Origin of the sequence: Streptomyces sp. NPDC048436, from assembly GCF_043200355.1 — a bacterium.
Taxonomy (GTDB): domain Bacteria; phylum Actinomycetota; class Actinomycetes; order Streptomycetales; family Streptomycetaceae; genus Streptomyces.
In genome coordinates, this window is the sequence record NZ_JBICXP010000002.1 from 155,085 (window position 1) to 174,982 (window position 19,898).

Sequence of the window (19,898 nt, forward strand, 5' to 3'; positions counted from 1 at the left end):
CTTCGGGGCACAGGCGCTCAGGCCAGCTTGTCCTTGAGGACGGCCACGATCTCGTCCACGGCGACAGCCGCCTGCTCTCCGGACTCCATGTCCTTCAGCTGGACGACGCCCTCGGCGAGATCCCGCTCGCCCGCGACGATCGTGAAGCGCGCACCGCTGCGGTTGGCGTTCTTCATCGCGCCCTTGAGGCCCTTCCCGCCGTACGAGAAGTCCGCCGCGACGCCCGCCCTGCGCAGCTCCGTCACCTTGGAGAACAGCACCTTGCGCGCCTCGTCGCCCAGCGGCACCGCGAACACGCTGGTCGCCGAGGGCAGTTCGAGTTCCACGCCCTCCGCCTCCAGGGCCAGGACCGTGCGGTCCACGCCGAGTGCCCAGCCGACCGACGGCAGCGAGGGGCCGCCGATCATCTCGGAGAGGCCGTCGTAGCGTCCGCCGCCGCCCACCGCGGACTGCGAGCCGAGGCCGTCGTGGACGAACTCGAAGGTCGTGCGGGTGTAGTAGTCGAGGCCGCGGACCAGCTTCTCGTCGTCCTCGAAGGCGACGCCCGCCGCCGTGATCAGCTCGCGGACCTGCTCGTGGTACGCCTTGCACGCGTCGCACAGGTAGTCGCGCAGCATGGGGGCGCCGACCAGCTGCTTCTGGACGTCGTCGCGCTTGTCGTCCAGGACCCGCAGCGGGTTGATGTCGATACGTCGACGTGTCTCCTCGTCCAGGTCGAGCCCGCGCAGGAAATCCTGCAGCGCGGCGCGGTAGACGGGGCGGCACTCCTTGTCGCCGAGCGAGTTCAGCAGGATGCGGAACTGCCGCAGCCCCAGGGCGCGGTACGCCTGGTCCGCGAGGATGATCAACTCCGCGTCAAGGGCCGGGTCCTCCGCGCCGATCGCCTCCGCCCCGACCTGCGAGAAGTGCCTGTAGCGGCCCTTCTGCGGGCGCTCGTAGCGGTAGTACGAGCCGGAGTACCAGAGCTTGACCGGGAGGTTGCCCGCCTTGTGCAGGTTGGCCTCAAGGGCCGCGCGCAGCACGGACGCGGTGCCTTCGGGGCGCAGGGCGAGCTGGTCGCCGCCCTTGGTCTCGAAGGCGTACATCTCCTTGGAGACGATGTCGGTGGACTCGCCGACGCCGCGCGAGAACAGCTCGACGTTCTCGAAGCCGGGCGTCTCGACGTAGCCGTACCCGGAGTTCCGCAGCGGCGAGGCGATGGCCTCGCGGACCGCCAGGTACTTCGCGGAGTCCGGCGGGAGCAGGTCGTACGTGCCCTTGGGGGCCTTGAAGGTGCTCACGGGTTTTCTCTCGTCACATTCCTCGTCGGGGAGCGTCGTCGGCTCCCAGGCCGGCGGCCACCTGGCGCAGATACGGGTTGGTGGCGCGCTCACGGCCGATGGTCGTGTGCTCGTTGTGACCGGGCAGGACCACGGTCGAGTCGTCGAGCGGCAGGCACACGCGCGCCAGCGACTCGAGGATCTCCTCGTGCGATCCACCGGGCAGGTCGGTGCGTCCGATGGAGCCGGCGAAGAGCAGGTCGCCCGAGAAGAACACCGAGGGGACCTCGGCGGACTCGGGGAGCTGGAAGGTCACCGACCCCTTCGTATGCCCCGGCGCGTGCGCGACGGAGAAGTCAAGACCGGCGAGCTTCAGCCGTGCGCCGTCGGCCAGTTCCTTGACGTCGGACGGCTCCCCCACCGTCAGTTCGCCAAGGAGCTGCGCGCCGAAGGAACGGCCTATGGCCTTCTCCGGGTCGCTCATCATGTACCGGTCGTCGGGGTGGATCCACGCGGGCACGTCATGCGCCCCGCAGACCGGAACGACCGAGGCGACGTGGTCGATGTGGCCATGGGTGAGGACGACCGCGACGGGCTTGAGCCGATGCTTCTTGAGCGCGTCCTCGACTCCCTCGGTGGCCTGATGGCCCGGGTCGATGATCACGCACTCCTCGCCTGCGGCGGGGGCGACCAAGTAGCAGTTGGTGCCCCAGGCCCCGGCGGGAAACCCGGCAATGAGCACGATCGTCCTTCGTTCGTCGTCCGGCGGAGGTGACCGCGCGGGATCGCGGCAGATCAGAGCCTACCGGCGCTCCCGATTCCACAGCTAACCCATATACGGTACGGGGCACACAGAAGCGGTCATCCACGCAGAGGAGAGAGAACCCGGTGGTCAGCAACGATCAGCGGCGGCGTCAGCTCGCCCGGGAGAAGTTCTTGCGGCAGCAGCAGCGCCGGGAGGCCGCGCGACGCAGGGCGCGGGTGCGCAACGCGGTGATCGCCTCGGCCCTCGCGGTGGTCGTGGCCGGTGGCGCGGTCTCGTACGCGGCGGGAGCCTTCGACGACGACGGCAAGTCCGAGAACGCGGCGAACGCGAGCCCCACCACCAAGGCGGACCCCTGCGAGAAGCCCGCGGGCGGCAAGGTGAAGCCGCTCAGCTTCAAGAAGGAACCGAAGCTGACGATCGACAAGTCAGCGGACTACGCGATGAAGCTCGCCACCACCTGCGGCGACATCGACCTGAGCCTGTCGGCGGCCAAGGCCCCGCACACGGTCAACTCCTTCAACTTCCTGGTGAACAAGGGCTACCTCGACCACACGAAGTGCCACCGGCTCACCGCGGGCGGCATCTACGTCCTGCAGTGCGGCGACCCGAAGGGCACAGGCAAGGGCGGTCCCGGCTACTCGATCCCGGACGAGAACCTCAAGGACAAGCGCCTGAAGGGGAACGTCTATCCGGCGGGTACGGTCGCGATGGCCAACCAGTACAACGCCGGGAAGAAGCAGGGCCGGGACACCGGCGGCAGCCAGTTCTTCCTGGTCTACCAGGACAGTCAGCTCCCGCCCGACTACACACCGTTCGGGACCATTTCCGATTCCGGGATGAAGGTGCTCAAGAAGATCGCCGACGCCGGTGAGAGCACCGGGCGGGGTGACGGCGCACCGAACGCGACGGTCGTCATCGACAAGGCGACCGTGTCGAAATCCTGACCGCCCGCGGGCAAACTTCCAATGTGCGGGATGCGGACAGCCGCCCCGCCGGTCGCCTATGTTGGCGGTGACGAAACTGTGGACGATGCCGGGGGCCCCGAGGCCCTGCGCCGGCATCATGTGGAGGAGGCGCTGTGAGCAGCGACCCGTGGGGCCGCGTCGACGAGACGGGGACCGTGTACGTGCGCAAGGCCGACGGCAGCGAGCGGGAGGTCGGTTCCTGGAAGGCCGGATCTCCTGACGAGGCCCTTGCCTACTTCGAGCGCAAGTACGACGGTCTGGTCGTCGAGATCGGACTTCTCGAGCGCCGGGTGAAGACGACGGATCTGTCGGCCAAGGACGCCATGACCGCCATCGACCATCTGCGCCAGCAGGTGGACGAGGCGCACGCGGTCGGCGATCTGGACGCCCTGGGCAAGCGCTTGGACAAGCTCGTCGCGACCGTCGACGAGCGCCGTGAAGAGCGCAAGGTCCAAAAGGCCAAGCAGTCGGACGAAGCGAGGCACGCCAAGGAGGCGCTGGTCGTCGAGGCCGAGGAGCTCGCCCAGAGCGAGCAGTGGCGGGCGGCGGGCGAGCGCCTTCGCGCGCTTGTGGACACCTGGAAGGGGCTGCCGCGCCTGGACCGCAAGTCCGACGACGAACTGTGGCACCGCTTCTCGCATGCCCGCTCGGCGTTCTCCAAGCGCCGCAAGGCCCACTTCGCCTCGCTGGACGCCCAGCGCGAAGAGGCCCGTAAGACCAAGGAGAAGCTGGTCGGCGAGGCCGAGGCCCTCTCCAACTCGACCGACTGGGGTCCGACGGCCGCGCGCTACCGCGACCTGATGACCGAGTGGAAGGCCGCGGGCCGCGCCCAGCGCGAGCACGAGGACGATCTGTGGAACCGCTTCCGCGGCGCCCAGGACGTGTTCTTCGCGGCGCGCAGCTCGGTCTTCGCGGAGCGTGACGCCGAGCAGACGGAGAACCTGAAGCTGAAGGAGGAGCTGGCCGAGGAGGCCGAGAAGCTCGTCCCGGTGAAGGACCTCAAGACGGCGCGTGCCGCCTTCCGTACGCTCAACGAGCGCTGGGAGGCCATCGGCCACGTCCCGCGGGACGCGCGGCCGAAGGTCGAGAGCCGGATGCACGCGGTGGAGCGGGCCCTCCAGGACTCCGAAGAGGCCGAGTGGCGCCGTACGAACCCTGAGGCACGGGCTCGGGCCGAAGGCCTGACGGGCCAGCTGCAGGCGGCGGTGGACAAGCTGGTCGAGCAGATCGACAAGGCGCGTGCCGCGGGCAACAACGCCAAGGCCGACAAGCTCCAGCGGGAACTTGACGGCCGCCAGGAGCTGCTTGACCAGGCCCTCAAGGGCTTGCACGAGTTCGGCGGCTAGTCTCAGAGGTTCACATGCTGAGGGGCTTGCGTACGATTCGTACGCAAGCCCCTCAGCATGTGCGGGGTACCTCGACCCCCGGCTCTGCGGGCCGCTTAAGGCCGCCGTGCCGACGTCACTCGGTACACGTCGTAGACGCCCTCGACTCCCCTGACCGCCTTGAGCACATGGCCCAGGTGCTTGGGGTCACCCATCTCGAAGGTGAAGCGTGAGGTGGCGACCCGGTCGCGGGAGGTCTGGACGGCCGCGGACAGGATGTTCACGTGCTGGTCCGAGAGGATGCGCGTGACGTCGGAGAGCAGGCGCGAGCGGTCCAGGGCCTCTACCTGGATGGCGACCAGGAAGACCGAGGACTGGGTGGGTGCCCACTCGACCTCCAGGATGCGTTCGGGCTCGCGGGACAGCGAGTCCACGTTGACGCAGTCGGTGCGGTGGACCGACACTCCGCTGCCGCGCGTGACGAAGCCCATGATGGGGTCGCCTGGGACGGGCGTACAGCAGCGGGCCAGCTTGACCCACACGTCCTCGACGCCCTTGACGACCACACCGGGGTCGGCGTTGGCGCGGCGCTTGCTGCGGCTGCGCGAGGGCGGTGTGCTCTCGGCGATGTCCTCGTTGGCGGCCTCCTCGCCGCCGAGCGCCTGCACGAGCTTCTGTACGACGGACTGCGCGGTGACGTGGCCCTCGCCGATCGCCGCGTAGAGCGACGAGATGTCGGGATAGCGCATCTCGTGCGCGAGCGTGACGAGCGAGTCGCCGGTGAGGATCCGCTGGATCGGCAGGTTCTGCTTGCGCATGGCCCGCGCGATGGCGTCCTTGCCCTGCTCGATGGCCTCGTCGCGGCGCTCCTTGGAGAACCACGCACGGATCTTGTTGCGCGCCCGCGGTGACTTGACGAAGCCGAGCCAGTCGCGGGACGGGCCCGCGCCGGCCGCCTTGGAGGTGAAGACCTCCACCAAGTCGCCGTTGTCCAGGGTCGATTCGAGCGGCACGAGCCGTCCGTTGACCCGCGCTCCTATGGTGCGGTGGCCGACCTCGGTGTGCACCGCGTACGAGAAGTCGACCGGGGTGGCGCCCGCCGGGAGCGCTATGACGTCGCCCTTCGGCGTGAACACGAAGACCTCGTTGCGCGACAGGTCGAAGCGCAGCGATTCGAGGAACTCGCTCGGGTCCTCGGTCTCCTTCTGCCAGTCCAGGAGCTGGCGCAGCCACGCCATGTCGTTGAGGTGGTCGTCCTTGCCGCCGGCCTTCCTCGGCACGTCGGTGCGCACCTTGGAGGCGCCCGCAGAGGGCTCCTGCTTGTACTTCCAGTGCGCGGCGATGCCGTACTCGGCGCGGCGGTGCATGTCGAACGTACGGATCTGGAGCTCTACGGGCTTGCCGCTGGGGCCGATCACCGTCGTGTGCAGCGACTGGTACATGTTGAACTTGGGCATCGCGATGTAGTCCTTGAACCGGCCGGGGACCGGGTTCCATCGCGCGTGGACCGTGCCGAGGGCGGCATAGCAGTCGCGGACCGTGTCGACGAGGACGCGGATGCCCACCAGGTCGTAGATCTCGGCGAAGTCGCGGCCTCGCACGATCATCTTCTGGTAGACGCTGTAGTAGTGCTTCGGCCGTCCCGTGACGGTGGCCTTGATGCGGGCGGCCCGCAGGTCGGCCTGGACCTCGTCGGTCACTATGGCCAGGTACTCGTCACGCTTGGGGGCGCGCTCGGCCACCAGGCGCACGATCTCGTCGTACATCTTGGGGTAGAGGATCGCGAAGGCGAGGTCCTCCAGCTCCCACTTGATGGTGTTCATGCCCAGGCGGTGGGCCAGGGGTGCGTAGATCTCAAGGGTCTCGCGGGCCTTCTTCTCCTGCTTCTCCCGCTTGAGATAGCGCATCGTGCGCATGTTGTGCAGGCGGTCGGCGAGCTTGATGACCAGGACGCGCGGGTCCTTGGCCATGGCGACGACCATCTTGCGGACGGTCTCGGCCTGCGCTGCCTCGCCGAACTTGACCTTGTCCAGCTTGGTGACGCCGTCGACGAGCAGGGCGACCTGGTCGCCGAAGTCTCGCTTGAGGGTGTCAAGGCCGTACTCGGTGTCCTCGACGGTGTCATGGAGGAGCCCTGCCATCAGGGTCGCCGGGTCCATGCCCAGCTCGGCCAGGATCGTCGTCACGGCGAGGGGGTGCGTGATGTACGGGTCGCCGCTCTTGCGCTTCTGGCCGCGGTGCCAGCGCTCGGCGACCTGGTAGGCGCGCTCGATCTGGCGCAGCGTCGACGTCTCGATCTTGGGGTCGTTGCTGCGCACTATCCGAAGGAGCGGCTCAAGGACCGGGTTGTACGGGTTGGAGCGCTGGACGCCGAGACGGGCGAGACGGGCGCGTACGCGGTTGGAGGAGCCGGAGCGCTCGTTCTTGGCCGCGGTGGGGCGGGGCGTGGGCGTCGTGCTGCCCGCACGGGCCTCGGTGGGGGGCTTGGGGCGCGAGGAATCAGCCGACCGTTCGCCCTTGGCGCTGTCGCCGGGCGTGCTCGGGGCGGGCTTGGCGCCGGAGGTGTTCGGGGGCGTGCTGGGGGGCGCGCTCTCCTGCTGCCGCGCGGGCGTCGCGCTCTTGGGAGGCGTCGCGTTCTTGGCGGGTGCGGCAGCGAGCGCCGCCGCGCGCTTGGCCTCTGCGGCCTTGGCGGCGGTGAGTGCCTTGGACTCGTCTGGCAAGAGGCGCTCCCTGTGCGCGATCCGGGTCCCCCGGTCAGGCCCCGAAGAGCCCATGGTATCGATCCTCGGCCTTCGGCTCGCCCTCAGCTCCTGAGACGGCTCTGTACAGGAGGAACACCTGAGGCGGGCGCCGGATTCCTCCGGGCCCGCCTCGGGGTGTACGTGGTAACTGGTCAGACCGTGAGGAGGGCCTCCAGCGGGGCGCCCTCCAGGGACGTCTCCAGCTTGGCGCGGCCCCCGAGGAAGCCGAGCTCCATCAGGACCGCCACCCCGGCGATCTGCGCGCCCGCCCTGCGGATGAGCCGCAGGGAGGCCTCGGCGGTGCCGCCGGTCGCCAGGACGTCGTCGATGACCATGACGCGGTCGTCGGCGGCGAGGTCCTCGGCGTGCACCTGGATCTCGGCGCTGCCGTACTCCAGGTCGTAGCTCTGGCTGAGCGTCGCTCCGGGGAGCTTGCCCGCCTTGCGTACGGGGATGAAGCCGAGGCCCGCGCGGAGCGCGACCGGGGCGCCGAGGATGAAGCCGCGGGCCTCCAGGCCGACGATCTTCGTGGCGCCATACCGCACAGCGAGGTCCGCGAGGGCCTCGGTCAGCGCGGCGAACGCCTCCGGGTCCGCCAGGAGCGGGGTGATGTCCTTGAACATCACCCCAGGCTCCGGGTAGTCCGGGACGTCCCGGATGCGGCTGAGCAGCAGCTCCGTCGTACCGGCGAGCCCGGTCATCGGCGCTTCCCCGAAGGACGGCCACGGCCGCGGTTGCGGGCCGCGGGCTGCGTGCGCGGGCCGACGACGCCCGCGGGGGCGGCGTCCTGTGGCAGGTCGTCCTGCGGGTCGTCGTCCTCGCCGTCCTCGTCGAACTCGTCGCCCGGGGCGTTCTCCACGGACTCGCCCTTGGCCGCGGCGGCGGCACGCTTGGCGAGGACGCGCTTCTTGAGCGCCTTCATCTGCGGCTCGGTCTCCTTGAGATCGGCGACGAGCGGCGTGGCGATGAAGATCGAGGAGTACGCACCGGCCGCGAGGCCGACGAACAGCGACAGCGAGATGTCGTTGAGCATGCCGGCGCCGAGGAAGCCGCCACCGATGAAGAGCAGCCCGGCGACCGGCAGGAGCGCGACGACCGTGGTGTTGATCGAGCGCACCAGGGTGCTGTTGATGCTGCGGTTGGCGACCTCGCTGTAGGTCCAGCGGGTCTGCTTGGTGAGGTCCTTCGACTGCTCCTTCAAGCTGTCGAAGACCACCACGGTGTCGTAGAGCGAGTAACCGAGGATGGTCAGCAGACCGATGATCGTGCCCTGGGTGACCTCGAAGCCGACCAGTGCGTACACACCGACGGTGATCGTGATGTCGTGGATCAGGGCGATCAGCGCGGCCGCGGCCATGCGCCACTCGAAGGCGATCGCCAGGTAGATCACCACGAGGACCATGAAGATGATCAGGCCCGTCCAGGCCTTCTGGCTGATCTGCTCACCCCAACTGGGGCCCACGAGGTCGGCGTTGATGGCGTCGGACTTGATGTCCATGTCCGACGCCAGGTCCGACTTGATCTGGTCGGACTTGGCGGTGTCCACACCGGCGACCTGGATCCGCAGACCGCCCGAGCCGAGCTCCTGGACGACCGCGTCGTGGCCGGAGGCCTTTTCCGCGTACTTCTCGGCCTGCGCGACCGAGACGCTGGTCTTCGGGGTGGTGAAGACGGCGCCGCCCTCGAACTCGATGCCCATGTTCAGGCCGCGCACCGCGAGGCCGACGATCGCCGTGATGGTGATCAGGATCGAGATGCCGTACCAGATCTTGCGCTTGCCGACGAAGTCGTAGCCGACCTCGCCGCGGTAGAGCCTGGCGCCGAGACTGCCGAGCTTCGACATCTCACGCCTCCTTCGGGTCGACAGGGCCAGCGGCAGAACCAGTGGCGCGGCGGGTGCGGCGCAGCGGGGGCTTGGCGCCGAGCCGCTTGGGGTCGAGGCCCGACCACTTGTGGCCGTTCGCGAAGAACGGCTTGCGCGCCATAAGCGTCATCAGCGGCTTGGTGAAGAAGAAGACCACCACGACGTCGAGCAAGGTGGTCAGGCCGAGCGTGAACGCGAAGCCCTGGACCTTGCCGACGGTGACGATGAAGAGCACCGCCGCGGCGAGGAACGACACGAAGTCGGAGACCAGGATGGTGCGCCGGGCACGCGGCCAGGCACGCTCGACGGCGGGCCGCAGCGTACGTCCCTCTCTGACCTCGTCCCTGATGCGTTCGAAGAACACGATGAACGAGTCCGCGGTGATACCGATCGCGACGATCGCACCACATACCGCGGGCAGGTTCAGGGTGAAGGAGATGGCCGGGCCGAGCAGCGTCATCAGGGCGTACGTCAGTGCCGCGGAGACCAGGAGGCTCGCGATGGCGATCATCGAGAGGCCGCGGTAGTAGACCACCAGGTAGATGATGACGAGCGCGAGACCGATGGCGCCGGCGATCAGACCGGCGTGCAGCTGCTCGCCGCCGAGGGCCGGGCTGACGGTGGTGACGCTCTGCTCGTGGAAGGTGAGCGGCAGGGCGCCGTACGACAGGATGTTGGCGAGGTCCTGCGCCGAGTCCTGGGTGAAGCTGCCGGAGATCTCCGCGTTGGAGTTCAGCGTCGTGTTGACGCTGGGGGCCGAGGCCACCTCGCCGTCGAGGACGATGGCGAACTGGTTCATCGGGGGCTGCTGCTGCGAGAGCTTGCTGGTGGTCTTCGAGAACTTCTTCGAGCCGCCGCCCGTGAACTCCATGTTGACGACCCAGGCACCGCTCTGCTGGTTGATGGTGGCCTTGGCGTCGTCGACGTCCTTGCCGTTCAGCTCAGCGGGGCCGAGGACGTACTTCTCCCACTGGCCTGCGTTGTTCTTGCCACAGGCGATGGTCTGCTCGGACGGCTTGACGCCGTCGCCGACCTTGCCGCGCTGCGCCTTGTCGGTGCAGTCGAGCGCGGTGAACTTCTTCTGCAGGGCGGCGGTGGCCGGGTCCGCGGGCGGGGTGGGCGTCGGCTTGGACTTGTCCTTGTCGCTGCCCTTGTCCGAGGCCTTCGGGGTCGGGGTGGCGTCCGCCTTCAGGCCGTCGGTGACGGCGCGGCCCTGGGAGGTCGGCGAGTTCGAGGCGGTCGGCGTCGTGGAGGACGTCGCCTTGTCGTCGCCCTTCTCGGTCGCCTTGTCCTTCTCCTTGCCGGAGCCGGACGGGGAGGCCGACGGGTCCGGCGTGGGCTCACCGGCGGCCACCGTGAGGACGGGACGGAAGTAGAGCTGAGCGGTCGTGCCGACCTGCTCGCGCGCCTGCTTCTCGTTCGTGCCCTTGGGGATGTTGACGATGATGTTGTCTTCGCCCTGGGTCTGCACCTCGGCCTCGGACACACCCAGACCATTGACGCGGTTGTTGATGATGCTGACCGCGGTGTTCATGTTGGTCGGGTTGATCGCGCTCTTTTTCTGGCCCGGCTCGTTCTTCGCCTGGAGCGTGATGCTCGTACCGCCGGCAAGGTCGATGCCGAGGCGGGGCGTGGTGTTTCCGGAGAGGAACATCCCCCCGGTGAGCGCCACGAGGGCGATCAGGATGAAGACCAAAGAGCGGCCCGGCTTGCCCGGGGCGCTCTGCCTTCGGCCCTTCTTAGGTGCTGCCACCTTCTCGTTCTCCCTGTCCAACCGCCCCGCGTCCGGTGTGCTGCCCCGTCACTGAGCGGGGAGTTCCCAGGTGGGCGGCCATGAAATGGTGTCGAGACCCGTCACGAAATCCACGCACTTCGGGGGCCGTGGCATCGCGAGCGGCGCGCGCCACGAACCCCGGTCGTGGTTACTTCGCGTCGGACTCGCCGTCGGTCTTCTTCGGCTCGGCGTCGGTGGCCTCGCTGTCGGTCGCGGTGTCCGCGTCCTTCTTGCCGAGGTCGATGGGCGAGTCGTCGGAAGCGTCGGCGGCGGGCTCGTCGGTCTCGGTCAGGGAAGAGGCGTCGTCCGGGACGACAGGGCTGTCCGACTTCAGGTCGGCGGGCGCGCCGTGAACGATGCGGTTGTACTCCTCGTCCTCGAGGACAGCGCCGATGGAGTTCTTCGCGTAGAACGCGTGCACGCCCGGAGCCACCTCAAGGAGGACCGCGTCGTCGTGAACCTCCTTGACGGTGGCGTACATGCCCCCGATCGTGCGGATGCCGGTGCCGGGCTGCATCTCATTGCGCATCGCCGCGGCCGCCTGCTGCTTCTTCTTGGCGGAGCGGGTCATCAGGAACATGGCCCCGATGAGCACGATGAAGGGGAGGAGGGTCACGATATTCACGGGACGGAGTTTCCTTCGCATGACCGCGCAGATAAGCGGCCTGATGGACGGGGGTGGGCGCGCCGCCCACAAGGGCGGCATCGGCGGAGTCTAAGCGAGTCCGCACCTAACGAACAACGCTCAGCATCGCACCGCAGTTCCTGACCGGGCGAGTACGCGCGCCGTCACGCCCCGAACAGGTCCCCTTGTCCGATTCCGCCCGCCTGCCGCGGGGGAACAAGGCCGAGATGCGCCCATGCCGCGGGCGTCCCGACCCGGCCTCGCGGTGTCCTCGCGAGCAGTCCCTCCCGTACGAGGAAGGGCTCGGCGACCTCCTCGACCGTCTCGCGCTCCTCCCCCACGGCGACCGCGAGCGTCGACAGGCCGACGGGCCCGCCGCCGAACAGCTTGAGCAGGGCCTCCAGGACGGCGCGGTCAAGGCGGTCGAGGCCGCGGGCGTCCACTTCATAGACCTTGAGGGCGGCGCCCGCGATGTCTCTGTTGATCACGCCGTCGGCCTTGACCTGGGCGTAGTCGCGCACGCGGCGCAGCAGACGGTTGGCGATGCGGGGCGTGCCTCGGGAGCGGCCCGCGATCTCGGCGGCGCCCTCCACGTCGATCGCCACGTCGAGCAGCTGCGCGGAGCGGTGGACCACGCGCTCCAGCTCGGCGGGTTCGTAGAACTCCATGTGCGCGGTGAAACCGAAGCGGTCGCGCAGCGGCGGCGGGAGCAATCCCGCGCGCGTGGTGGCGCCGACCAGGGTGAAGGGCGGCAGTTCGAGGGGGATGGCGGTGGCACCGGGGCCCTTGCCGACGATGACGTCGACGCGGAAGTCCTCCATCGCCATGTAGAGCATCTCTTCGGCGGGCCGGGACATCCGGTGGATCTCGTCGAGGAAGAGGACCTCGCCCTCCTGGAGGGAGGAGAGGATCGCGGCGAGGTCACCCGCGTGCTGGATGGCGGGCCCGCTGGTGATGCGGATCGGGGCGGCCATCTCGGCCGCGATGATCATCGAGAGGGTGGTCTTGCCGAGGCCGGGGGCGCCGGAGAGCAGGACGTGGTCGGCGGTGGCGCCGCGCGCGCGGGCCGCCCGCAGGACGAGGTCGAGCTGCTCGCGGACCTTCTCCTGGCCGATGAACTCGTCCAGGTCCTTGGGGCGGAGGGCGGCCTCGACGGCCTGGTCCTCGCCGTCGGCAGACGCACCGACGAGCCGCTCGGTCGCGCTCGCCGGGGCAGTCGCGTCGTCGGTCGTCTCGTCCCAGTTCATGAGCTTGCCTCGCGATGCGGTTCTGGTGGTCAGGGGCTAGCGGGTGCGGTTGAGCGTCTGCAGGGCCGCCTTGAGGAGCTGGCCCACCTGGGGCTTCTCGCTCGCCTCGGCCTGCGGGGCGACGGCGGCGACCGCCTCGTCGGCCTCGCGCGTGGCGTACCCGAGGCCGATGAGCGCCGCGTGCAGCTGGTCGCGCCAGCCGGAGGTGACGGCGGTGCCGATCGCGGGGCCGCCTGCGCCGAGGGGCTCCCCGAGGCGGTCCTTGTACTCGAGGAGCAGCTTCTGGGCGCCCTTCTTGCCGATGCCCGGGACCGCGGTGAGGGCCTTCTCGTCACCGGTGGCGACCGCGCGGCGCAGGGCGTCCGGGCTGTGCACGGCGAGCATCGCCTGCGCGAGGCGCGGTCCGACGCCGCTCGCGGTCTGCAGGAGCTCGAAGGTCTGGCGCTCGTCGTCGTCCGCGAAGCCGTACAGAGTCAGTGAGTCCTCGCGGACGACGAGGGAGGTGGCGAGCTTCGCCTGCTGGCCGATGCGCAGGGTGGAGAGCGTGTTCGGCGCGCACTGGATGGCCATGCCGACGCCACCGACCTCGACCACCGCGGTATCGGGGGCGAGGGCGGCGACGGGGCCGCTGACGAAGGCGATCATGCGGTACGGCCTTTCTGTGCTGTGGGAGTCCTGGTGGCTGCGCTCTTCGACGCGTGCAGGGCCGCGGCCTGCTGGAGGCGGTTCTGGGCTACGGCCTGCTGGAGGCGGTTCTGCGCGGGGGCGCGCCAGATGTGGCAGATGGCCAGGGCGAGGGCGTCCGCGGCGTCGGCGGGCTTGGGCGGGGCGTCGAGCCGCAGCAGGCGGGTGACCATGGCTCCGACCTGGGCCTTGTCGGCGCGGCCACTGCCGGTAACGGCGGCCTTGACCTCGCTGGGCGTGTGCAGGGCGACGGGGATGCCGCGGCGGGACGCGCAGAGCATGGCGACGGCGCTGGCCTGGGCCGTACCCATGACCGTACGCACGTTGTGCTGGCTGAACACCCGCTCCACGGCGAGGACTTCGGGGTCGTACTCGTCGAGCCACCGCTCGATGCCCTGCTCGATGGCGACAAGACGGTGGCCGAGCTCGGCGTCGGCGGGCGTGCGGACGACGCCGACTCCGCGCATGGTCAACGGGCGTCCGGCGACTCCGTCGACCACCCCCACACCACACCGGGTCAGGCCGGGGTCCACCCCCAGTACGCGCATGCGCGCCCCCTCCCCTCGTCGTGGCGGCGATCTTTGACTTCACGCCAGGCTATCCGCTGCCACCGACAACAGCGGCGGGCCGGTGGACGTGTGTCCCACCCGGCCCGCCGAGACTGCTCAGCTCGCGGCAGCGCTACGCGTCGACCTTCTCCATGACCTCGTCGCTCACGTCGAAGTTGGCGAAGACGTTCTGCACGTCGTCGCTGTCCTCCAGCGCGTCGATCAGCTTGAAGATCTTCCGTGCGCCGTCCTCGTCCAGCTCGACCTGCATGGTCGGGACGAAGTTGGCGTCGGCCGAGTCGTACTCGATGCCGGCGTCCTGGAGCGCGGTGCGGACCGCGACCATGTCGGTGGCCTCGGAGAGCACCTCGAAGGACTCGCCGAGGTCGTTGACCTCTTCGGCGCCCGCGTCCAGGACGGCACCGAGGACGTCGTCCTCGGACAGCTCGGCCTTGGGGACGATCACGACGCCCTTGCGGTTGAAGAGGTACGACACGGAGCCCGGGTCCGCCATGGAGCCGCCGTTGCGGGTCATGGCGACGCGTACGTCCGAGGCGGCGCGGTTGCGGTTGTCGGTGAGGCACTCGATGAGCACCGCGACGCCGTTCGGCCCGTAGCCCTCGTACATGATCGTCTCGTAGTCGGCGCCACCGGCTTCGAGACCGGCACCGCGCTTGACCGCGGAGTCGATGTTCTTGTTCGGGACCGAGCTCTTCTTGGCCTTCTGGATGGCGTCGAAGAGGGTCGGGTTACCCGAGATATCGGCGCCGCCCGTGCGGGCGGCGACCTCGATATTCTTGATCATCTTCGCGAAGAGCTTGCCGCGCTTGGCGTCAATCACGGCCTTCTTGTGCTTCGTCGTAGCCCATTTAGAGTGGCCGGACATCTGCCTGTCTCCTTCGCGTTACCCAACCAGAACGAACTCTCCCCGACCTTAAGGCCCGGAAGGCTCCCGGAGATCCTACAAGGATCCCGCCGTCGCGTTCCCCCGCACCATCCCGACGAAAAGTTCGTGCACGCGATGGTCGCCCGTCAGCTCGGGATGGAACGACGTGGCAAGTGCGTTGCCCTGGCGCACGGCGACGATGTGTCCCTCGTGTTCGGCGAGCACCTCGACGCGTGCGCCGACCGACTCGACCCAGGGGGCGCGGATGAAGACGCCCTCCACCGGAGCCCCTTCGATGCCGTCGATATCGACGGCCGCCTCGAAGGATTCGTTCTGGCGCCCGAAGGCGTTACGCCGGACGATCATGTCGATGCCGCCGAAGGTCTCCTGCTCCGAGCGCGGATCCAGGATCTTGTCGGCGAGCATGATCATGCCCGCGCAGGTGCCGTAGACCGGCATACCGGCGCGCACGCGCGCGCGTAGGGGCTCCAACAGGCCGAAGAGGGCGGCCAGTTTGGAGATGGTGGTGGACTCACCGCCCGGGATGACCAGGCCGTCCACCTCGGCCAGCTCTTCGGGACGCCTGACCGGCCTGGCCACGGCGTCCGCCGAGGCCAGGGCGATCAAGTGCTCCCGTACGTCGCCCTGGAGTGCCAGGACGCCGACTACAGGGGTGTCATTCATCTGTGGGTGCCTACCAGCCGCGGTTGGCGTAGCGCTCGGCCTCGGGGAGGGTGTCGCAGTTGATGCCGACCATGGCCTCGCCGAGGTTGCGGGACGCGTCCGCGATGATCTTGGGGTCGTCGTAGAAGGTGGTGGCCTTCACGATGGCGGCGGCGCGTGCGGCCGGGTCGCCCGACTTGAAGATGCCGGAGCCGACGAAGACGCCCTCGGCACCGAGCTGACGCATCAGGGCGGCGTCCGCGGGGGTGGCGACGCCACCGGCCGAGAAGAGGACCACCGGCAGCTTGCCGAGCTCGGAGACCTCCTTGACCAGCTCATAGGGGGCGCGCAGGTCCTTGGCGGCGGCGTACAGCTCGTTGTTGTCGAAGCCGCGCAGCTTGGCGATCTCGTTCTTGATCTGGCGCAGGTGGCGCACGGCCTCGACGACGTTGCCGGTGCCGGCCTCGCCCTTGGAGCGGATCATGGCCGCGCCCTCGGCGATGCGGCGCAGGGCCTCGCCCAGGTTGGTGGCGCCACAGACGAACGGCGTGGTGAAGGCGAACTTGTCGCTGTGGTTGACCTCGTCGGCCGGGGTGAGGACCTCGGACTCGTCGATGTAGTCGACGCCGAGGGACTGGAGCACCTGGGCCTCGACGAAGTGGCCGATGCGGGACTTGGCCATGACGGGGATGGAGACGGCCTCGATGATCTCTTCGATCATGTTCGGGTCGGACATCCGGGCCACGCCGCCGTCCTTGCGGATGTCGGCCGGGACCCGCTCCAGGGCCATGACGGCCACGGCGCCCGCGTCCTCCGCGATCTTCGCCTGCTCGGCGTTGACCACGTCCATGATGACGCCGCCCTTGAGCTGCTCGGCCATGCCGCGCTTGACGCGCGCGGTGCCGGTCTCGGGCGACTGGTTGCTGCTGGAAGGGGTGCTGGACACGGAGTTGACCTCGCTCGCTGAAGACGGGTTCCTGCGTCTACGAGGAAACTCCCGACGACCAGTCCACAGCAAGGGCCAATGGGTGACCGGTGGCTCATTTTTCCCGGCCGCCCCTGGTCAGCGTCCCGGTTGCCCCTGGTCAGCGGCCGGGCGGTGGCTCTATGTGGTCGCGCGGTCGGCCAGCGCGACCGGCGGCTCGTCGTCCATCTCGAAGGCCATGGGGAAGGGTGCGTGGCCCGCGAGGCGGAACCAGCGGACCGATCGGTGCCTGCGCAGGGCACGGGCCGCGCGTACGGCGTCGTTGTGGAAACGCCGGGCCATCGGCACCCTGCGTACGGCAGCGGCCAGCTCGGTCGCCGCCTCGTCGCCGCCGGGGGCCTCGCGCACCACCTCGACCTGCTGGACCTCGCCGAAGATCGCCCGCAGCGCCTGGCTGAGCTCGCTCTCGGCGACTTCTCTGTGCTCCTCCTCGGCCTGCCGGGCGGCGTGCGCCGCTTCGTAGAGCACGATGGACGCCGCGGGGTCGAGCACCCCCGAGGTGGCCAGCTCCTGGGCGACCGAGGCGCGGCGAAGGAGCTGGGCGTCGAGGGCGGCACGGGCCGCGTCGATGCGGGCGTGCAGCCGGTCGAGCCTGCCCGCGGTCCAGCTCAGGTAGAGGCCGATCGCGAAGAGGGCTACCGCGATCCAGATCAGTGTCGAGGTCACCGGCCCGAGGCTAGTCCAGGCGACCGCCCCGCTTCACCGCCGGGCTCCCAGGGCCGGTGCCGGGGACTACCGCCGGGCTCCCAGGGCCGGTGCCCGGCGAGGGGTCAGTCCCTCGCGAGCCCGAACCGCGCCCGCAGCCCCGAGCGTTCATCGGCGGCCACCGCGGCGGCGCCGTCCGTCACCGTCTCGTACACGGAGAGGATGTCCGCGCCCACCGTCGACCAGTCGAAGCGCCGCACGTGCTTGCTGCCGCGCTCGCGCAACTCCTCGCGGCGCTCAGGGTCGCCGAGAAGCCGCAGGGCCGCCGCGGCCAGCGAGTCCGCGTCCTCGTTCGTGAACAGGTCGCCCGCGGCGCCCTGGTCGAGGACCTGTGCGAAGGCGTCCAGATCGCTGGCGAGGACGGGCGCCCCCGCCGACATCGCCTCGACCAGGATGATCCCGAAGCTCTCACCGCCGGTGTTGGGCGCCACGTACACGTCGACACTGCGCAGCAGCCGCGCCTTGTCCTCGTCGCTGACCATGCCGAGGAACTCCACGCGCTCGCGCATCTCGGCGGGCAGCGAGGCGACGGCCTCTTCCTCGTCGCCGCGTCCCGCGACGAGCAGCCGGGTCTCCGGGCGCTCCGCGAGGATCTTCGGCAGCGCCTTCATCAGCACCGGCAGGCCCTTGCGCGGCTCGTCGATGCGGCCGATGAAGCCGATCGTGCCTCCCTGCCACTCCGCCTTGGGCTCGACCTTGGCGAAGAAGTCGACGTCCACGCCGTTCGGGATGGTGACCGCGTCGCCGCCCAGGTGTTCGACGAGCGTGCGGCGCGCGTACTCGCTCACCGCGATGCGCGCGCTGATCTTCTCCAGGGCGGGCTGCAGGATCGGATACGCCGCGATCATCGCCCGGGAGCGCGGGTTGGACGTGTGGAACGTGGCGACGATCGGGCCCTGCGCCGCCCAGCACGCGAGCAGTCCGAGCGAGGGCGAGGTCGGCTCGTGGATGTGGATGACGTCGAACGTGCCGTCGTGCAGCCAGCGCCGCACCCGCGCGGCCGAGAGGAACCCGAAGTTGAGCCGGGCCACCGAGCCGTTGTACGGCACCGGGACGGCGCGGCCCGCCGACACGACGTACGGCGGAAGGGGAGTCTCGTCGTCCGCCGGGGCCAGTACGGACACCTCGTGCCCGAGGCGGATCAGGTGCTCGGCCAGATCGCGGATGTGGAACTGGACGCCGCCCGGCACGTCCCACGAGTAGGGGCAGACGATGCCGATCCTCACGGCGCGGTCCCCTCGGCCGGACCCTCACGGCCGTCGGCGGGTTCCTTCGACGGATCGAGATCAGCGAGCCACAAACGCTGCAGCATGTGCCAGTCCTCCGGATGGTCGGCGATACCCGTGGCGAAGGCGTCTGCCAGCGCCTGCGTCATGACAGACGTCTTCTCGGTGCGGGTACCTGTCTCGGGGACGTCGACGGGTGGGTGGATGCGGCCCTTCATGACCGGTGAGTCGTCGTACCAGAGCGTCACCGGCAGCAGCGCCGCGCCGGTCTGCTGGGCGAGCATCGCGGGTCCTGCGGGCATCCGCGCGGTGTCCCCGAAGAACTTCACCTCGACGCCGGACGCCGACAGGTCCCGGTCCGCGACCAGGCAGATCAGGCCGCCCGCGCGCAGCCGCCGCGCCAGCGTGCCGAAGGCGGAGCCCCCGGTGTGCGGCAGGACCTCCATGCCGAGGCTCTCGCGGTAGGCCACGAAACGGTCGTACAGCGTCTCGGGCTTGAGCCGCTCGGCGACCGTCGTGAACGGCGTCTCGAGCTTCGTGGTGACCCACGCGCCCGCCAGGTCCCAGTTGCCCAGGTGCGGAAGCGCGACGATGACGCCCTTGCCGGCGGCGAGAGCGTCGGTGAGGTGGTGGGCGTCCTTGACGTCGAAGCCTTCCTTGATGCGCTCCCGGCTCCAGGACGGCAGCCGGAACGACTCCATCCAGTAGCGCAGGTAGGAGCGCATGCCCGCCCTGGAGAGCGCGGCCAGGCGCTCCGGGCTCGCGTCGGGCACCACGCGCGCGTAGTTCGCCTCAAGGCGCAGGACGCCCTTGCCGCGGCGCTTCCACACGGCGTCGGCGATGGTCTGGCCCAGCCGCACCGCCACGGGCTCGGGGAGCTTCTTGACGGTGCTCCAGCCGGCTCCGTAGAGGGCGTCGGTCAGTCGGTCCTTCACGACGTGGCCTCACTGCCCTGTGCCCGGGCGTCCGGGCCGGCCGCCGCGTCCGCCGCGTCTGCCTCCTCGGACTCCTTGCGTACGGTGACGACGCGCTGGACGAGTGTGACGAAGCTGCCGACGGCGACGGCCCACAGGGCGATCGGCAGCAGTACGTCGATGCCGGGGACCCCGAACTTGTGGAGCCCCGCGAGGCCGGCGGCGACCAGCGTGATCACCAGGCGCTCGGCGCGCTCGACCAGGCCGTTGACCGCTACGGGCAGGCCGATCGCCTCGCCGCGCGCCTTCGTGTACGAGACCACCTGGCCGCTGGACAGGCAGAAGATGGAGACGGCGCACAGGACGTTGTCGTCGCCTGAGCCCGCGTACCAGAGGGCGAGGCCTCCGAAGATCGCGCTGTCGGCGACGCGGTCGAGCGTCGAGTCCAGGAAGGCGCCCCAGCGGCTCGAGCGGCCCAGCTGGCGTGCCATGTTCCCGTCGACGAGATCGGAGAACACGAAGAGCGTGATCACGATCGTGCCCCAGAAGAACTCGCCACGCGGGAAGAAGACCAGCGCACCCGCCACCACACCGGCGGTGCCGATGAAGGTGACCGCGTCGGGGCTGACCCCGCGGCGGATGAGAAACGCGGCGAACGGCGTGAGAACACGCGTGAAGAAAGCACGCGCGTACTTGTTCAGCATGGCCTTCCCGAGGGGTT

The 19,898-nt window shown here is 69.5% G+C and carries 19 protein-coding genes; 2 read left to right on the forward strand and 17 right to left on the reverse strand.

Going from position 1 to position 19,898, the window contains the following annotated elements; translation table 11 throughout:
- Positions 1–17: 17 nt before the first annotated feature.
- Together hisS and ACGFX9_RS07240 are read right to left on the reverse strand one after the other, a co-directional pair.
- Positions 18–1,280: a histidine--tRNA ligase gene (hisS, locus tag ACGFX9_RS07235; protein WP_393466145.1), complete on the reverse strand. Its 1,263-nt coding sequence runs from the start codon at positions 1,278–1,280 to the stop codon at positions 18–20.
- A 13-nt stretch (positions 1,281–1,293) separates the two neighbouring features.
- Positions 1,294–2,001, reverse strand: coding sequence for an MBL fold metallo-hydrolase (locus ACGFX9_RS07240; protein WP_393466148.1), 708 nt, complete (start codon positions 1,999–2,001; stop codon positions 1,294–1,296).
- Positions 2,002–2,147: 146 nt separating this feature from the next.
- Here ACGFX9_RS07240 and ACGFX9_RS07245 point away from each other — a divergent pair, with 146 nt between their 5' ends.
- Complete coding sequence (locus ACGFX9_RS07245; RefSeq protein WP_393466151.1) at positions 2,148–2,969, forward strand: peptidylprolyl isomerase; 822 nt, start codon at positions 2,148–2,150, stop codon at positions 2,967–2,969.
- Between the two features lie 134 nt (positions 2,970–3,103).
- Positions 3,104–4,336: a DUF349 domain-containing protein gene (locus ACGFX9_RS07250; protein ID WP_393466154.1), complete on the forward strand. Its 1,233-nt coding sequence runs from the start codon at positions 3,104–3,106 to the stop codon at positions 4,334–4,336.
- A 95-nt stretch (positions 4,337–4,431) separates the two neighbouring features.
- Here the strand turns inward: ACGFX9_RS07250 and ACGFX9_RS07255 are convergent, their stop codons facing one another.
- From ACGFX9_RS07255 to pgsA, 15 genes are all read right to left on the reverse strand, one after another.
- Positions 4,432–7,035 carry a RelA/SpoT family protein gene (locus ACGFX9_RS07255; RefSeq protein WP_393466157.1) on the reverse strand — a complete coding sequence of 868 codons (2,604 nt, stop codon included), beginning with the start codon at positions 7,033–7,035 and terminating at the stop codon, positions 4,432–4,434.
- Positions 7,036–7,208: 173 nt separating this feature from the next.
- Positions 7,209–7,757: an adenine phosphoribosyltransferase gene (locus ACGFX9_RS07260; protein ID WP_393466160.1), complete on the reverse strand. Its 549-nt coding sequence runs from the start codon at positions 7,755–7,757 to the stop codon at positions 7,209–7,211.
- On the reverse strand, positions 7,754–8,899 hold the full coding sequence (gene secF / locus ACGFX9_RS07265) for a protein translocase subunit SecF (protein ID WP_393466163.1): 1,146 nt from the start codon (positions 8,897–8,899) through the stop codon (positions 7,754–7,756). Before secF ends, ACGFX9_RS07260 begins: the two co-directional genes overlap by 4 nt.
- 1 nt (position 8,900) lies before the next feature.
- On the reverse strand, positions 8,901–10,673 hold the full coding sequence (gene secD, locus ACGFX9_RS07270) for a protein translocase subunit SecD (protein ID WP_393466166.1): 1,773 nt from the start codon (positions 10,671–10,673) through the stop codon (positions 8,901–8,903).
- Between the two features lie 169 nt (positions 10,674–10,842).
- The gene (gene yajC, locus ACGFX9_RS07275; protein WP_393466169.1) at positions 10,843–11,319 is read right to left on the reverse strand and encodes a preprotein translocase subunit YajC; all 477 of its coding nucleotides are present in this window, start codon (positions 11,317–11,319) and stop codon (positions 10,843–10,845) included.
- Between the two features lie 164 nt (positions 11,320–11,483).
- Positions 11,484–12,566, reverse strand: coding sequence for a Holliday junction branch migration DNA helicase RuvB (gene ruvB / locus ACGFX9_RS07280; protein WP_393466172.1), 1,083 nt, complete (start codon positions 12,564–12,566; stop codon positions 11,484–11,486).
- A gap of 36 nt (positions 12,567–12,602) precedes the next feature.
- The gene (gene ruvA, locus ACGFX9_RS07285; protein WP_393466175.1) at positions 12,603–13,211 is read right to left on the reverse strand and encodes a Holliday junction branch migration protein RuvA; all 609 of its coding nucleotides are present in this window, start codon (positions 13,209–13,211) and stop codon (positions 12,603–12,605) included.
- Entirely contained in the window at positions 13,208–13,798 is a 591-nt protein-coding gene (gene ruvC, locus ACGFX9_RS07290) for a crossover junction endodeoxyribonuclease RuvC (protein ID WP_393466178.1), read from the reverse strand. Before ruvC ends, ruvA begins: the two co-directional genes overlap by 4 nt.
- 133 nt (positions 13,799–13,931) lie before the next feature.
- Positions 13,932–14,684, reverse strand: a complete 753-nt coding sequence (locus ACGFX9_RS07295; RefSeq protein ID WP_393466181.1) for a YebC/PmpR family DNA-binding transcriptional regulator — start codon at positions 14,682–14,684, stop codon at positions 13,932–13,934.
- A gap of 75 nt (positions 14,685–14,759) precedes the next feature.
- Positions 14,760–15,368, reverse strand: coding sequence for a pyridoxal 5'-phosphate synthase glutaminase subunit PdxT (gene pdxT, locus ACGFX9_RS07300; RefSeq protein WP_393466184.1), 609 nt, complete (start codon positions 15,366–15,368; stop codon positions 14,760–14,762).
- 10 nt (positions 15,369–15,378) lie between these two features.
- Positions 15,379–16,293 carry a pyridoxal 5'-phosphate synthase lyase subunit PdxS gene (gene pdxS, locus ACGFX9_RS07305; protein WP_393466186.1) on the reverse strand — a complete coding sequence of 305 codons (915 nt, stop codon included), beginning with the start codon at positions 16,291–16,293 and terminating at the stop codon, positions 15,379–15,381.
- Between the two features lie 159 nt (positions 16,294–16,452).
- A complete protein-coding gene (locus ACGFX9_RS07310; RefSeq protein WP_393466189.1) occupies positions 16,453–16,998 on the reverse strand; it encodes a hypothetical protein in 546 nt (181 codons plus the stop codon).
- 104 nt (positions 16,999–17,102) lie between these two features.
- Positions 17,103–18,263, reverse strand: a complete 1,161-nt coding sequence (locus ACGFX9_RS07315) for a glycosyltransferase family 4 protein (RefSeq protein WP_393466192.1) — start codon at positions 18,261–18,263, stop codon at positions 17,103–17,105.
- Positions 18,260–19,198 carry a phosphatidylinositol mannoside acyltransferase gene (locus ACGFX9_RS07320; protein ID WP_393466195.1) on the reverse strand — a complete coding sequence of 313 codons (939 nt, stop codon included), beginning with the start codon at positions 19,196–19,198 and terminating at the stop codon, positions 18,260–18,262. Before ACGFX9_RS07320 ends, ACGFX9_RS07315 begins: the two co-directional genes overlap by 4 nt.
- Positions 19,195–19,881 carry a phosphatidylinositol phosphate synthase gene (pgsA, locus tag ACGFX9_RS07325; RefSeq protein WP_393466198.1) on the reverse strand — a complete coding sequence of 229 codons (687 nt, stop codon included), beginning with the start codon at positions 19,879–19,881 and terminating at the stop codon, positions 19,195–19,197. The genes ACGFX9_RS07320 and pgsA overlap by 4 nt, the downstream gene beginning before the upstream one ends.
- Positions 19,882–19,898: the final 17 nt, after the last annotated feature.